The sequence below is a fragment of the Pauljensenia sp. UMB0895 genome (genome assembly GCF_030218905.1).
In the GTDB taxonomy this organism is placed as follows: domain Bacteria; phylum Actinomycetota; class Actinomycetes; order Actinomycetales; family Actinomycetaceae; genus Pauljensenia; species Pauljensenia turicensis_A.
Map to the genome: position 1 here is coordinate 1 of NZ_JASOQR010000012.1, position 14488 is coordinate 14488.

12 protein-coding genes are annotated in these 14488 nt (G+C 56.0%); all 12 read left to right on the plus strand.

All coding sequences use genetic code 11. The features are described from left to right. Window positions 1-256: 256 nt before the first annotated feature. The 12 genes from QP503_RS04540 (at window position 257) to sufD (ending at window position 14487) form a co-directional block, all read left to right on the plus strand. Window positions 257-2836, plus strand: a complete 2580-nt coding sequence (locus QP503_RS04540) for an HAD-IIA family hydrolase (RefSeq protein ID WP_285101367.1) — start codon at window positions 257-259, stop codon at window positions 2834-2836. Then, window positions 2836-3045, plus strand: a complete 210-nt coding sequence (locus QP503_RS04545) for a hypothetical protein (RefSeq protein WP_006680936.1) — start codon at window positions 2836-2838, stop codon at window positions 3043-3045. Before QP503_RS04540 ends, QP503_RS04545 begins: the two co-directional genes overlap by 1 nt. Further along, window positions 3042-3875: a TlyA family RNA methyltransferase gene (locus tag QP503_RS04550; RefSeq protein WP_103633712.1), complete on the plus strand. Its 834-nt coding sequence runs from the start codon at window positions 3042-3044 to the stop codon at window positions 3873-3875. Before QP503_RS04545 ends, QP503_RS04550 begins: the two co-directional genes overlap by 4 nt. After that, the gene (locus QP503_RS04555) at window positions 3872-4720 is read left to right on the plus strand and encodes an NAD kinase (protein WP_006680938.1); all 849 of its coding nucleotides are present in this window, start codon (window positions 3872-3874) and stop codon (window positions 4718-4720) included. The genes QP503_RS04550 and QP503_RS04555 overlap by 4 nt, the downstream gene beginning before the upstream one ends. After that, entirely contained in the window at window positions 4717-6387 is a 1671-nt protein-coding gene (gene recN, locus QP503_RS04560; RefSeq protein WP_006680939.1) for a DNA repair protein RecN, read from the plus strand. Before QP503_RS04555 ends, recN begins: the two co-directional genes overlap by 4 nt. Beyond that, complete coding sequence (gene steA / locus QP503_RS04565) at window positions 6384-7562, plus strand: putative cytokinetic ring protein SteA (protein WP_006680940.1); 1179 nt, start codon at window positions 6384-6386, stop codon at window positions 7560-7562. The genes recN and steA overlap by 4 nt, the downstream gene beginning before the upstream one ends. An 11-nt stretch (window positions 7563-7573) precedes the next feature. Further along, window positions 7574-8500, plus strand: a complete 927-nt coding sequence (locus QP503_RS04570; RefSeq protein WP_006680941.1) for a copper transporter — start codon at window positions 7574-7576, stop codon at window positions 8498-8500. A 147-nt stretch (window positions 8501-8647) separates the two neighbouring features. Then, the gene (gene pyrG / locus QP503_RS04575) at window positions 8648-10369 is read left to right on the plus strand and encodes a CTP synthase (protein WP_006680942.1); all 1722 of its coding nucleotides are present in this window, start codon (window positions 8648-8650) and stop codon (window positions 10367-10369) included. After that, window positions 10366-11016, plus strand: coding sequence for an NUDIX domain-containing protein (locus tag QP503_RS04580; RefSeq protein WP_006680943.1), 651 nt, complete (start codon window positions 10366-10368; stop codon window positions 11014-11016). The genes pyrG and QP503_RS04580 overlap by 4 nt, the downstream gene beginning before the upstream one ends. A gap of 93 nt (window positions 11017-11109) precedes the next feature. Then, window positions 11110-11820 (plus strand): helix-turn-helix transcriptional regulator, encoded by a 711-nt coding sequence (locus QP503_RS04585; RefSeq protein ID WP_243440772.1) that lies wholly within the window; start codon window positions 11110-11112, stop codon window positions 11818-11820. 38 nt (window positions 11821-11858) lie between these two features. Next, window positions 11859-13307: a Fe-S cluster assembly protein SufB gene (sufB, locus tag QP503_RS04590; protein WP_006680945.1), complete on the plus strand. Its 1449-nt coding sequence runs from the start codon at window positions 11859-11861 to the stop codon at window positions 13305-13307. A gap of 1 nt (window position 13308) precedes the next feature. Continuing rightward, window positions 13309-14487, plus strand: coding sequence for a Fe-S cluster assembly protein SufD (gene sufD, locus QP503_RS04595; RefSeq protein ID WP_006680946.1), 1179 nt, complete (start codon window positions 13309-13311; stop codon window positions 14485-14487). Window position 14488 lies beyond the last annotated feature (1 nt).

Below are 14488 nucleotides of genomic sequence, written 5' to 3' on the forward strand. Positions count from 1 at the left end.
GGACACCGCCGCAATTTTAACTCACGTAAACCCCTTGGAGCACCCCTCCAAGGGGTTTACTACTGTGCACAAAGTGCCCTTCAGTCAAAGCTCGGCAACGAACAGCGGTAGGCGAGTGGACTCACGCACAATGTGGCAGTTATCTGGCGGATTATCGCCGTGAACCGGCTATGCTTTTTAAAGTAGAAATGTAGCTATCAGGGCTAGAACGCCCACGTTTGAAAAGCGCAACCGCGCAGGAATAGAGGAAGAAGCCATGGCAGAAGAACAAGGATCACGTTTTGATAAGGGTCGTGGTGGATTCCAACGTCGCTCACGGTGGAGCGACCACAATCAATCCCGCGCAAACAACAACCGTCGCGAAGGTGGATACGGCCGTCGCGACGATGACCGCCGTGAAGACGGATACGCGCGACGCGATAACGATCGGCGTGACGGCGGCTATGGTCGTCGTGATGACAATCGTGGTCGTGGTTTCGACCGTAACAACGATCGCCGTGACGGCGGATACGCGCGACGCGATAACGATCGGCGTGACGGTGGTTATGGTCGTCGTGATGATAATCGTGGTCGTGGTTTCGACCGTAACAATGATCGGCGTGACGGTGGTTATGGACGTCGTGATGACAATCGTGGTCGTAGCTTTGATCGTAACAATGACCGCCGTGAAGGCGGATATGGGCGTCGTGGTGATGATCGTCGTCAGGGCGGTTATGGTCGTCGCGATGATAATCGTGGTCGTGGTTTCGACCGTAACAACGATCGCCGTTCCGGTGGTTTTGACCGTAACAATGAGCGTCGCGGTGGCGATCGCCAGCGCGGTGATCGCATGCCTCCCAGCCATAACCAAGAGCAGTACCAAAACTACGCTTCCACTGACGAGTACGTCTCGCCCAATCCGAATGAGCCCACGATTCCCGCAGGTGTGTCCGCCCAGGAACTTGATGCCGCAGCACTGCGCGCACTTACTACACTTTCCGGCCCGAATAAGGACATCGTTGCCCGCCACCTCGTGATGGCCGGACAACTGATTGACCTTGATCCGGAACTTGCCTACAAGCATGCTTCAGCAGCATCTGCGCGTGCCGGTCGCGTCGACGTTGTCCGCGAAGCAAGTGCCTTGACCGCATACGCATCCGGTCGCTATGACGAGGCGCTCCGTGAGGTCCGCGCCGTCCGTCGTATGCGCGGTGACAACTCGCTTCGTGCAGTCGAAGCCGATTGTGAACGTGGCCTGGGACGCCCTGAAAAGGCTGTCGAAATCATCGACCAGACTGAAACCAAAGGCATGGAACTGTCTGAGCAAGTCGAACTGATTCTGGTTTCTTCCGGCGCTCGCGCCGATCTTGGCCAGAGCGAAGTTGGTCTGCTCATCGTCGATGATGCGTTGGCTGTACTGCCCGCAGACACGGATCCCTTCCTCCTGCGTCGCTTGAACGAGGTCAAGATTGATCGTCTGCGTGAACTTGGACGCGATGATGAAGCCGACGAACTCGAATCCCAACTTCCTGAAGAAATTGAAGACCCCGATATCGTTGATATTTCGCTCTATGCGGATGCTGACGTTGACAATAAGCGCACTCAGCTTCGTGCAATGTCAAGACCGCTGGTTGAAGAATTCGATGTTGCCCTCTTTGATCTCGATGGCACCGCATGGAATGGTGATGAGCCGATCGAACATGCAGCTGACGCAGTGAAAGAAGCACGCGAAGCCGGCATGAAGACCGTGTTCGTTACGAATAACGCGATGCGTAGCCCTCGCCAGGTTGCCGACAAGCTGAACACGATGGACTTTGAAGCAGATCCGTCGATGGTGATGACCTCCGCCATGGATGTTATTGCTTTGATGAAGGAACGTATCGAAGACGGTTCGAAGGTCTTTGCTATCGGTGGCGACGGTCTTCGCGTTGCACTGACCGAAGCGGGATATGAGCTTGTTGATTCCGCTGATGATGAGCCGGTTGCCGTTGTTCAGGGCCTCGACAAGGACGTGAACTGGGTGCTCATGTCGGAAGGCGCATTTGCCATTCAACGCGGTGCGCGCTTCTTCGCAACGAACCTTGACACAACTCTTCCACAGGAACGTGGCTTTGCTCTTGGCAACGGCTCTCTTGTCGCCGCCATTGAACATGCAACGGGCAAGCGTGCGTTTGCAGCGGGCAAGCCGGAACCGGGTATTTACCAGCGTGCTGCTGCGCTGGTTGGCGGAGAGAAGCCGATCGCTGTTGGCGACCGCCTTGAAACCGACATCCTGGGTGCTATTCGCGCAGGCATGCCGGCAATGCATGTTCTTACCGGTATTCATGACGCACAAGCCATTGTGACGGCTCCTCGCGGCCAGCGCCCCAGCTTCCTTGCCCTCGATATCCGAGGCCTTCAGGAAACTCATCCGCGCGCTAAGCACCACCTGGATAACTCCTGGACCTGTGGCGTCTCTCAGGTTGTCCGCATAGCACGTCACGGTGGAATTTTCGTCGACGATGTTGAACTGGCCGCGGATGAGATCTACACGATTACGCTCGACACCTACCGTGCAATGGCGGCAGCAGGCTGGGATTACTCTGACGAAAACGCCGGAGAGACCCCGCGTTGCCCCAAGCTCACAGTCGTTCCGAACGACGATGAGTCCGGAATCGTTGTTGCGCCGATTGAAATCTTAGAAGACGCAGAAAGCGACGAGGGCTTCACCTCCTCTGACGAACTGCTTGCAGTTCAAGCAGATGAACTCGATGAAGCATTGGAAACTCCTGCGTTCCTTCCCGGCGAAGAAGAACTCGAACGTCTTCTTGCCGAAACTGAAGACGATGACGAAGCGGGCGAAACTCAAGGCGAGTGATGACTAATCTCAGTGACGGTTCTGGGGCGGGCGTGATGCCGCCCCAGAACCGGAGCCTTCGCAATGATGATGCTCACCAGGCTACGAATTCAGGACAGAATGCCCAGTCTGAAACGGTGAGCATCGAAGAACTTGAACGCGAGATCGTTCGTTTGAAAGAACGCGACGTTGTTCTACGCACGCGTCTATCCGGTCCGGAGTTCTTGTGAAACTGCGTCGAATTGATTCGGAGCTTGTGCGCAGGGGATTGGCTCGATCTCGTACCCACGCCCAAGAAATGATCGCTGACCAGCGTGTGAAGCTCGACGGAGAAATTGTTCTGAAGCCCGCACGTCAAATGGATCCTGCACAGGCGATCGTGATCAGCGAGGCACTAGAGATTGAATACGTCTCTCGTGGTGCGCATAAACTGGCCGGTGCCCTAGATATTCTGGGCGATACTGCTCCCACGATTGCGGACACAGTGTGTATGGACGCCGGCGCTTCAACCGGTGGATTCACTGACGTGTTGTTACGCAGGGGAGCCCGCCAGGTGTTTGCCGTTGACGTTGGTTACGGTCAGCTTGCTTGGAAGCTCCAGTCAGATCCTCGTGTTGTCGTGACGGATCGTACCAACGTACGCACGATGAAAGACGGCGATCTGGATCCGAAGCCACAGATCGTTGTTGGCGATATGTCCTTTATTTCACTGACGCTTGTTATCCCGGCTCTCGTTGCAGTTGCAACCGATGACGCTGATTTCCTGCTGATGGTGAAGCCGCAGTTTGAGATCGGCAAAGAACGTCTCGGCCACGGTGGCGTTGTTCGCAACCCGAACCATCACGTGGAAACCGTCGAAAATGTTGCGCTCTGCGCCATCGACAACGGTCTGACAGTCCGCGCAGTCGCAGCTTCGCCTCTTCCGGGGCCTTCTGGGAACGTTGAGTACTTTATCCATATGTCCGCATCTGGCTCAGGCGGAATTGATGCTGATGAGTTACGCTCACGTATCAAAGAGGCAGTGATCGCTGGCCCCGCAGATTCGAAGGGACTTCAATGATTCGTCGCGTCATGCTTGTCTGGCATAAGCATCGTCCTGACGCGCAGACAGCAGCATCGGTCATGATGAGCGAGCTCGACTCTCTTGGCGTAGAGGTCGTCGAAGAAGCACGCCCAAATTCTGCCGATCTTCTTCTTGCCCTCGGTGGCGATGGAACGATCCTTGCGGCAGCTGAATATGCTCGCCGTTGCGATGTACCCCTTCTCGGAGTGAACCTCGGCCACATGGGCTTTCTCGCTGAGGCAACCGATCAGGGCTTCGACGAACTGGCACAACGCATCGCGAACGAAGATTTCCATCTGGAAACCCGCATGACGTTGGACGTTGTTGTTCGCCAACCCGATGGGACAGTCATTACTGACTGGGCGTTGAACGAAGCGGTCGTTATCCACACGGATGTTGCCCATCCGGTGCATCTTGCGCTGGCAGTCGACGGACAGGACGTTTCAACGTATGGCGCTGATGGCATTGTTTTGGCGACGCCAACAGGCTCAACCGCATATAGTTTCTCTGCCGGTGGACCAGTTGTATGGCCCGATATGGAGGCGATCGTGATGGCGCCGTTGGCGGCTCATGGATTGTTTACGAGGCCGCTTGTCGTGGGTCCATCTTCCAAGCTTGAAGTGGGCGTGCTCAGTGAAAACTGGACCTCGCCAGAACTATGGTGCGATGGCAAACGACGGAACAGTTTGCCTCCGGGCTCGAGCGTGACCACAACGGTTGGTCAGTGGCCGGTGAGACTTGTCCGTCTTGATGACACTCCATTCTCGACTCGTCTGGTTCAGAAATTTAATCTTCCGACCCGCGGTTGGAGGAACGGACGTAACAGGTCGGTCGGGAAATGATTTCAACGATTGAAATCTCCGGGATCGGTGTGATTGACCGCGCCACTCTTGACTTCGGTGAGGGGCTCACGGTCCTTACCGGCGAGACGGGTGCCGGTAAAACGATGGTGCTCACATCGGTCAATCTTCTATTGGGCTCGCGGGCAGAGCCAGCCTTAGTGCGCGAAGGACGATCTCGCGCGCAAGTCGATGGTGTCTTCATTCTGGATGAGCAACACATAGCTCCTCTGGTCGAAGAGGGAATTGACGTTGAAGATTCGGAGCTGATTGTTTCGCGTACCGTTCTAGCCCAGGGGCGCTCGCGCGCACACGTCGGTGGGCGAATGGTTCCAGCATCGGGGCTTGCCCAGACGGTTGCCCCTCTGATCACAGTGCACGGGCAGGCCGAACAAATGCGTTTAAAAAACCCGAACGCGCAACGTGACCTCGTAGATTCCTACGGCGACCAAGCGCACCAGGATCTGCTGGCCGAATACGAGAAAGCTTGGAAAGAAGCGGTGAACGCCAAGCGTTCTTTCGACGACATTACGAAGAACGCAGATGAGCGTATCCGAGAAACAGAATCGCTAAGCGCAGCTCTTGAAGCGATTGATGCTTTCGACCCTCATGAAGGTGAGGACGAAGAGCTACGACTTGAAGCGCGTCGCCTGATGAGCGTGGAAGACCTCCGTCGGTTTATTGATACTGCAACGGCTTTCATCCGAGGAACTGACGATACAGATGGAGCCTCGAGCCTTCTTCGACACAGTCGCGACCAGATTTCTTGCGCGCGCAGTCTCGACGAGTCGCTCGCGTCTCTTGAACGACAGGCAGAATCGATCGCAATCGATGTTGAGACTCTGGGGGATGACCTGGGAGCCTACGCTCGTAGCCTCGACGCTGACCCCAGTCGTCTTGCATGGGTTCATTCGCGACGCGCTGATCTGAAGAAACTTCTTGAAGGCCGGGCCGATGATGCGACTGGCCTCATTGAATGGGCGCAACGCGCACGTAGGCGTCTTGAAGAGCTTGTGACCAGTGGAAATAATCCTGAGGTCGCCGAAAAGAAACTGAAGGAAGCTCAAGCGCGTGTCCTCGAAGTCGGTTCACGGCTTCACGATTCCCGCGTCCGATGCGGTTGTGAGCTGGCGGAAAAAGTAACGGGGGAGCTGCACGCGCTTGCCATGGCAGACGCGAAGCTTATTTGTATCGTTGAAAAGACAAAACCTACGTCGCATGGCCTCGACGACGTCACTATCCTGCTTCAACCGCACTCGTCGGCCACACCACGCCCACTTGGGCAAGGAGCCTCCGGTGGCGAGCTGTCCCGCATCATGCTGGGACTCGAAGTCGTCTTGGGTGAAAAGAGCACCACGAAGACCTTCATTTTCGACGAAGTTGATGCGGGAATTGGCGGGCAAACGGCGACTGAAGTGGGTGCCCGTTTGAAACGCCTGGCGCAAAACCGGCAGGTTATTGTCGTCACTCACCTCCCGCAGGTCGCTGTCTTCGCCTCGCACCACCTAGTGGTGACGAAGAATGACGGTCTCACCGACGTGCACGTGGTGGAAGGTGAAGCCAGAGAGGCTGAATTAACGCGGATGATGGGTGGAGATGCTCACTCTCCGGCGGCGCGCCGACACGCTATCGAAGTCCTGACTTCAGCCGTGCCACAATCACAGGGATGAGTAGCGAAAAAATCCAGTCCGCTTCAGGCGCGACACAAATCACGGGTATCGTACGCGTTGACAGTCGTGTTCGAAACATTACTGCTCGCATGGAACCCGGTGACATTGCAGTAATCGATCAGGTTGACCTTGATCGTCAAAGCGCGCACGCTCTCGTGTCGCGTGAACCGAAGGCCGTCCTTAATGCCGCGCCTTCGTCGTCAGGTCGCCAACAGGTGCGCGGACCTCGTGTACTTCTCGAAGCAGGAATCATCGTCATCGATGATCTTGGCCCCGACGTGATGTCCCTGCGTGAAGGTGACACCATCACAATCGAAGATGGTCGTGTTCTTCGCGACGATGAAGTCGTATCGACAGGTCGTCTGCTTTCCCTGCGCGATTTGGAAAACGACGAAGTCGAAAGCCGACAGCTCATTTCAACGCAGATCGGTTCATTCGCAGCCTCGATCGAAGAATTCCTTGATCGTGATGGAGGCGTCCTACGAGGTGTTGGCGTTCCGACCTTTAAGAAAGACCTCGAAGGAAAGCCCGTTGTTGTCGTCCTTGACGATTCCCAGACCAAACAACAGCTGAAGAACCTGAAGCGTTGGATCGGCGATGCGTCTCCGATCATCATCGGTGTTGACGGAGGTAGTGATCTGGCGCGTTCTGCCGGGTTTAAACCTCAGATCGTTGTCGGTGACATGGATCAGATCAGCGATAAGGTTCTTCGTGGAGCAGGCCGTAGGATTCTTCGACGCGGTCACGACGGTATCGCTCAAGGAAGCGAACGACTCAACCGCATGGGTCTGCACGCCGACGTTGTCGAAATGTCGGGTTCGTCCGAAGACGTTGCCCTGCTGGTAGCTAAGCATTCGGGCGCCTCGTCGATCGTTCTCGTCGGTGGTCACCACGATCTTGACGATTTCGTTGACCGTGGTCGCTCCGCGATGTCGCCCTCATTCTTTACTCGACTCGTTGCCGGGGATGAACTCGTTCAGGCTCGAGCAGTTGCCGCCAGCCACCGCCCACGACTCTCAGGTTTCTGGATCGTGCTACTGGCGTTGGTGATGATTGGTGGAATCGGTGTTGCTCTCTGGGCGACGCCGTGGGGCAATGATTTGTTCTCATCGATTATTTCGCTTGCGAGCCCGTCCACCCCATTGTCCCCTGACTCTTTGACGAACCTCAACTGAGGAGATACAAAATGATGAATTTCCGTTACCACCTGGTATCGCTGATCGCAGTGTTCGTGGCGCTTTCGATCGGTGTCATCCTCGGTTCTGGTCCGTTGCAGTCCCGAATCTCTGGGGCTCTTGCAGATAAGAATGCAGCATCTTCCGTTGCCGATGCCCAGGCTCTTGCTCAGGCTCAAGCTTTGGCAAGCGCTGAAGCAGCAGGTCTTGATGCGATTGCATCGAACAAGCTTGATGGCACTCTGTCCGGCATGAAGGTAACAACAATTGGTCTGCCCGGAGCTACGGCTGAAGACATTACTACGGTCAGCGATCGCCTGTCCGCCGCTGGCGCCGAGGTAATCGGCCATGTCTCGCTGACGGACAACTTTGATAACGCTGGAATGTCTCAGTACCGTGAGACCCTTTCAAGCCCCCTTTCGAGCCATATGTCTAATCTGCCCTCATCTGCATCGGGCGAAGCAATCATCAGCTTCGGCATCGTTGCAGTCTTGACGACTACGGGTTCTGAAACGGACCTCGTGAAGGAGATTTTGACTGACGATTCCACTCCGATTATGTCGATCGCCACGGATCCGGCCGGAGCAACAGAAGCCATCGTTGTCGTCGGCCCGCGTGCTTCGGCAACTGTTTTAGCTCAGAACTCTGCAGATTCTTCCCAGTCTGGCGTTGTGGAACGTGCTCCTCAGGCGTGGTTGGGTCTTGCTCAGGCGGTTACTTCTGTTCCGAAGTCTGCGGTTATCGTCGCCGATGCTTCGACGGATTCGTCCATGGGACAGGTTCTGCGCACTCAGGGTGCCCAGGTCACGTCAATCGATTCGCCTGGCACGACGCTGTCGGCAATCTCAGCCGTCATCTCCCTGAAGGATGCGTCCGCAACTGCTCGCGCATACGGCGTTCAAAATGGCGCCACTGCGGTTATACCTGAGCTTCCGTGATAGGAGCTATCGTTTCGCCTCAACGTTCGTGACAGCGAGCCACTAGCGCTTCCACCACGTGGCGTTTCCAACTGTGCGGTGCGTATCATCTTGGCCTTCTGAGTCGAGGTGATACGCACCGTTTTGTTATGCTGGAGTCCCATGGTGATGTCTTCAACGCGCGCTATGGGCGCAGATCAAATGGTAACCAAGCAGATTTTTGTTACTGGCGGTGTCGTCAGTTCACTGGGTAAAGGGTTGACCGCTTCAAGTCTTGGTCGTCTTCTTCGTTCTCGTGGTCTTTCTGTTGTGATGCAGAAGCTTGATCCGTACATTAACGTCGATCCGGGCACAATGAACCCCTTCCAGCACGGTGAAGTTTTCGTGACGGAAGATGGTGCTGAGACCGACCTCGATATTGGTCACTACGAGCGTTTCCTTGATGTTGCTCTTTCGGGTGACGCAAACGCGACAACCGGTCAGGTCTACTCGACGGTGATCGCGAAGGAGCGTCGTGGTGAATACCTTGGTGATACCGTCCAGGTTATCCCGCATATTACTGATGAAATTAAACGCGTGATGCGTTCCCAGGCTCGTCCTGATGCCGAAGGCAACACTCCTGACGTGATCATCACGGAAATTGGTGGCACCGTCGGTGATATTGAATCTCAGCCGTTCCTCGAAGCTGCACGTCAAGTGCGCGCCGATCTTGGTCGCGAGAACGTTGCCTTTGTTCACGTTTCGCTGATTCCGTTCCTGCCGGCTGCCGGCGAACTGAAGACGAAGCCGACGCAGCACTCTGTTGCTGCTCTTCGTTCGATCGGTATTGCTCCCGATGCTCTTGTGTTGCGCACGGATCGTCCGCTTCCTGAGGGGATTAAGGGCAAGGTCGCGCTGATGTGCGACGTTGACCGCGATGCCGTCATCGAGTGCAAGGATGTGTCGTCGATTTACGAGGTTCCGCCGACGCTTCACCGTGAGGGACTTGATGCCTACTTGGTTCAACGTCTTGGATTGCAGTTCCGCGATGTTGATTGGACGGAGTGGAATGGCTTGCTCGAGCGGGTTCATTCCCCGAAGTACCGCGTTGAGGTTGCCCTGGTTGGCAAGTACATTGATCTGCACGATGCGTATCTGTCGGTTCAGGAAGCCATCAAGCACGGTGGCTTTGCAAACAATGCTCGCGTTGACATCCGCTGGGTCGCGTCCGATGGTTGCGAGACGCCCGAAGGTGCCAGTCGTGAACTTGCCGGTGTAGATGCGATCTGTGTCCCCGGCGGTTTCGGTGTACGAGGCATCGAAGGCAAGCTTGGTGCCCTGCGCTGGGCACGTGAACACGGCGTTCCTACTCTGGGCCTCTGCCTTGGCTTGCAGTGCATGGTGATTGAAGCATCGCGTAACATGCTGGGTCTGGCTGGCGCTTCTTCGACGGAGATGGATCCCGAGACTTCCGATCCGGTTGTTGCCACGATGGCCGACCAGATGGACATCGTTTCCGGCGAAGGTGATCTTGGCGGCACGATGCGCCTTGGCTCTTACCCTGCAAAACTCACCGAAGGTTCCATTGTTGCTCAGGCGTATGGAACGACCGAGGTGACCGAACGTCACCGTCACCGCTACGAGGTCAACAACGCCTATCGCGATCGCCTTGAAGCGGCGGGCCTGCATATTTCCGGTACTTCGCCCTCGGGTGATCTGGTTGAGTTCGTTGAGCTTGATCGTTCCGTGCACCCGTACTACGTGGCGACCCAGGCTCACCCGGAGTTCAAGTCGCGTCCGACGAACCCGCATCCACTGTTCGCGAGCCTCGTCCACGCTGCCCTGGAACGCCACAAGGGACGCTACTCGTCGAACCAAGACACTCATGTCGTTGAGGAATCGGCGAAATGACCTTGCGTGAAGTTGCGGCCTCTCAGGCGAAGGCCGAAGGCGACACTCCAGCTCAATTCGAGGTCATTGAACACCGTCATCTGTGGGATGGTCGGGTCATCGGGCTTGAAGAGGATGAAGTTCGTCTGATTGAAGACGCTGAACCTGTCCTTCGCCAGTACACCACGCACCCAGGTGCGGTCGCTGTCGTGGCGTTGCGGGGCGAAGCTGGCAACGAAGAGGTACTTCTTGAACGTCAGTATCGTCATCCGGTGCGAGCAAACCTATGGGAAATTCCCGCGGGATTGCTCGATATCGAAGGGGAAGACTATGTCTGTGCCGCCCAGCGAGAACTGGCTGAAGAAGTTGATCTTCAAGCCAATCAATGGGATGTTCTGGTCGACTACTTCACATCGCCGGGAGGATCTGTTGAATCGCTTCGTATCTTCCTCGCGCGTGATCTGGTCGAGCTTGATCAGGAGTTCGAACGTCTGGACGAAGAGGCACTCATGGTGAGTTCCTGGGTGAAGCTTGATGACGCTGTGGACATGATCTTTGCTGGCAAGTTGCACAACCCATCTGCGGTAACTGGAATTCTTGCAACCTGGAATGCGCGAGCACGTGGTTGGAAGAACCTCCGACCTGCGGATTCACCCTGGATGCGCTAAGGAAACGTGTGGCGTTTTTGACACGTCTGAATTTCGATAAGCATATTGTGCGTAAAAGGACGTAGACTCTGACATAGATTCCCATGTGAACAGATGATCGGAGGCCTTGTGGGCGAACAGCTCGATGCGCGAACTCGCGAGCAAGTCCTCGATTTGATCGTCGAAAAAGGACCCGTGACTGCAACCGTCATCGCTCGAATTCTTAAGCTGACTACCGCAGCCGTGCGCAGGCACATCACCATCTTGTTGGATTCGAAAGAAATCATGGAGATGGAACCGGCGCAGTTGCAAAAGCGCGGTCGTGGACGCCCGGCTCGTCACTATGTCGCAACACCGAACGCGCACACGAAGTTGCCTGACGGATATTCCGAGCTAGCTGTCAAAGCCCTCGGTTACCTTGGACAGGTTGGCGGTGGGGAAGCGATTGATTCTTTCGCGGCCTCTCGTTCGCGTGAAATTGAGCGTCGCTATGCGCCTATCGTGCGCGAAGCTGGCTCAGACCCGAAGGTCCGTGCTCAGGCTCTTGCCGATGCACTGACTCAAGACGGTTATGCTGCGACGGTTCGAGACATCGGTAATGGCAATTTTGCTATTCAGCTATGCCAAGGGCACTGTCCTATTCAGGAAGTTGCCGGTGACTACCCGCAGCTCTGCGAGGCAGAAACCCAAGCGTTTAGTCGACTTCTTGATGTTCACATTCAGAGGCTTGCAACTCTTGCCGGCGGTGGTCACGTCTGTACGACTCACATTCCCGTGGGCGCACCCGTGCTTCGTTCGGCTTCACGAGCCACTCGGCGTAAGTAGAGCGTGCTTGAAATTAAGAATGGAAGGTTGACACCACTATGACCCAGTCACCGCAGGTCACTGACCTCGATGACCGTCACATGAGTGATGATGAAATCATCGACTCAATTGGCGCGTATGAGTATGGATGGCGCGATAGCGACGAGTACTCAAAGAATGCTGAATACGGCATTAATGCGGACGTTGTTCGTTCGATCTCGGATCATAAGAATGAGCCGGAGTGGATGCGTGAACGTCGTCTGAAGGCACTTGAAATCTTCGATCGCAAGCCGATGCCCACATGGGGCCCGGATCTTTCGGATATCGACTTCGATACGTTCAAGTACTACGTCAGCCCCACCGACCGTCAGGTGAATGCGTGGGAAGACCTTCCCGAGGAAATTCGCAATACCTACGATCGTCTGGGTATTCCGGACGCTGAAAAGAATCGCCTGGTCTCCGGCGTCGCTGCCCAGTACGAGTCTGAGGTTGTCTACCAGCAGATTCAGGAAGATCTTGAACGCCAGGGTGTCATCTTCCTCGATACCGACACGGGTCTCCGTGAGTATCCAGAAATCTTCCAGGAGTACTTCGGCAAAGCTGTTCCCTCCGGTGACAATAAGTTCTCCGCACTGAACACCGCCGCTTGGTCGGGTGGTTCCTTCGTCTACGTGCCACCAGGCGTTCACGTCGACATCCCGCTTCAGGCCTACTTCCGCATTAACACTGAGGCTCTTGGCCAGTTCGAACGTACGCTGATCATCGCTGATGAGGGCTCCTACGTTCACTACGTCGAAGGGTGCACCGCGCCGATTTATGACGAGAACTCACTGCACTCAGGTGTTATCGAAATCTTCGTCAAGAAGGGTGCACGCGTTCGCTACACGACGATCCAGAACTGGTCGACCAACGTTCTGAACCTCGTGACCCAGCGCGCCATCGTCGAAGAAGGCGGAACTATGGAGTGGGTCGATGGCAACATGGGTGCCGCGATTACCATGAAGTACCCCGCCTGCTTCCTCATGGGCGAGCATGCCCGTGGAGAGACATTGTCCATCGGTTTTGCAGGCCCCGGTCAGCACCAGGACACTGGCGCCAAGATGGTCCACATGGCACCGCACACCTCTTCTTCGATCGTGTCGAAGTCCGTGTCTCGTGGCGGTGGCCGTACCTCGTACCGCGGTCTGGTTCAGATCAACGCCCGCGCACGGCACTCGAAGTCCAACGTCCTGTGCGACGCGCTTCTTGTCGACAAGGTTTCACGTACCGATACCTACCCCTATGTTGACGTCCGAACCGATGACGTCGAAATGGGTCACGAAGCAACCGTTTCGAAGGTGTCGGCAGACCAGCTCTTCTACCTGATGAGCCGTGGCCTTGATGAGAACGAAGCAATGGCAATGATCGTTCGTGGCTTCGTTGAGCCGATCGCGAAGGAACTCCCGATGGAGTACGCGCTCGAACTCAACCGCCTGATCGAACTGCAGATGGAAGGATCCGTCGGCTGATATGACGACACAAGAAGTGATGAATAAAGCGCACTCTCACGGCGGCGTCGAAAAGGGCGGCCACGCCAGCCGCGCAGACCGCCCGGTTTCCTTCGATCTCGATGCAATCCCGACCCCGCACGGTCGCGAAGAAGACTGGCGTTTCACCCCGATGCGTCGCATCGAACGTCTTTTTGAGGTTGAAAACTATGACCAGGGTGATGCCCCGGTCACCGTTGAGGCTCCTGAATGCGTGACAGTTGAACAGGCTGATCGCTCCGATTCTCGCTTGGGTACTGTTCTTGCTCCCGGTGATCGCACAGCGGTTGTCGCATGGAATCAGTATGGTGAGTCGACAATTGTTTCTGTTCCTGCCCAGATGCAGGTCAGCGAACCGATCCGTCTGAACGTTGACGCTGTTGAAGGAACTCGCGCCCAGCACATCTTCGTTGAGGTCGGCGAACTTGCCGAAGCGACGATCATCCTGAACCACCGTGGCTCTGAAGAAGCAGCTGTCAATCAGACCATCGAAGTGAACGCAGGGGACGGCTCGAAGGTCACCTTCGTTTCAATCCAAGAATGGGATGACACCACACTGCACGCCTCAAACCACCGACTGGCACTGGGCAAGGATGCTTCCCTGACGCACATCGTTGTTACTTTCGGTGGCGACCTGGTCCGTATCTCTTCCGATACTGATTTCCGAGGCCCCGGTGGCGAACTCAACATGCTGGGCCTGTACTTCGTTGACGGCGGTCAGCACCTCGAGCACCGCGTGTTCGTTGACCACTCCCAGCCGAACTGCTACTCGCGAGTCACCTACAAGGGTGCTCTGCAGGGCAACGGCGCACACTCGGTGTGGATTGGCGACTGCCTGATCCGGGAAGCAGCCGACGACACCGACACCTACGAACTGAACCGCAACCTGGTCCTCACCGAGGGCGCCAAGGCCGACTCTGTTCCGAACCTCGAAATTGAAAACGGTGAAATCCGCGGAGCTGGACACGCATCCGCAACCGGCCGTTTCGATGACGAACAGCTCTTCTACCTGATGAGCCGAGGAATCAGCGAACACGAGGCACGTCGTCTTGTTGTCCGTGGTTTCTTCGCCGAGCTCATTAATCAGATTGGTGTGCCCGAGGTGGTTGACCACCTCATGGAGGCCGTCGAGGCCGAACTCGCCAAGTCCCGAACGAACTGAC

Excerpts from the sequence above, each read along its gene's own strand:
- QP503_RS04555 (WP_006680938.1), top strand. The coding sequence starts at position 3,872 with ATGATTCGTCGCGTCATGCTTGTCTGGCATAAGCATCGTCCTGACGCG.
- recN (WP_006680939.1), top strand. The coding sequence starts at position 4,717 with ATGATTTCAACGATTGAAATCTCCGGGATCGGTGTGATTGACCGCGCC.
- steA (WP_006680940.1), top strand. The coding sequence starts at position 6,384 with ATGAGTAGCGAAAAAATCCAGTCCGCTTCAGGCGCGACACAAATCACG.
- sufB (WP_006680945.1), top strand. The coding sequence starts at position 11,859 with ATGACCCAGTCACCGCAGGTCACTGACCTCGATGACCGTCACATGAGT.
- pyrG (WP_006680942.1), top strand. The coding sequence starts at position 8,648 with ATGTCTTCAACGCGCGCTATGGGCGCAGATCAAATGGTAACCAAGCAG.
- QP503_RS04580 (WP_006680943.1), top strand. The coding sequence starts at position 10,366 with ATGACCTTGCGTGAAGTTGCGGCCTCTCAGGCGAAGGCCGAAGGCGAC.
- QP503_RS04585 (WP_243440772.1), top strand. The coding sequence starts at position 11,110 with ATGATCGGAGGCCTTGTGGGCGAACAGCTCGATGCGCGAACTCGCGAG.
- sufD (WP_006680946.1), top strand. The coding sequence starts at position 13,309 with ATGACGACACAAGAAGTGATGAATAAAGCGCACTCTCACGGCGGCGTC.
- QP503_RS04540 (WP_285101367.1), top strand. The coding sequence starts at position 257 with ATGGCAGAAGAACAAGGATCACGTTTTGATAAGGGTCGTGGTGGATTC.
- QP503_RS04570 (WP_006680941.1), top strand. The coding sequence starts at position 7,574 with ATGATGAATTTCCGTTACCACCTGGTATCGCTGATCGCAGTGTTCGTG.
- QP503_RS04545 (WP_006680936.1), top strand. The coding sequence starts at position 2,836 with ATGACTAATCTCAGTGACGGTTCTGGGGCGGGCGTGATGCCGCCCCAG.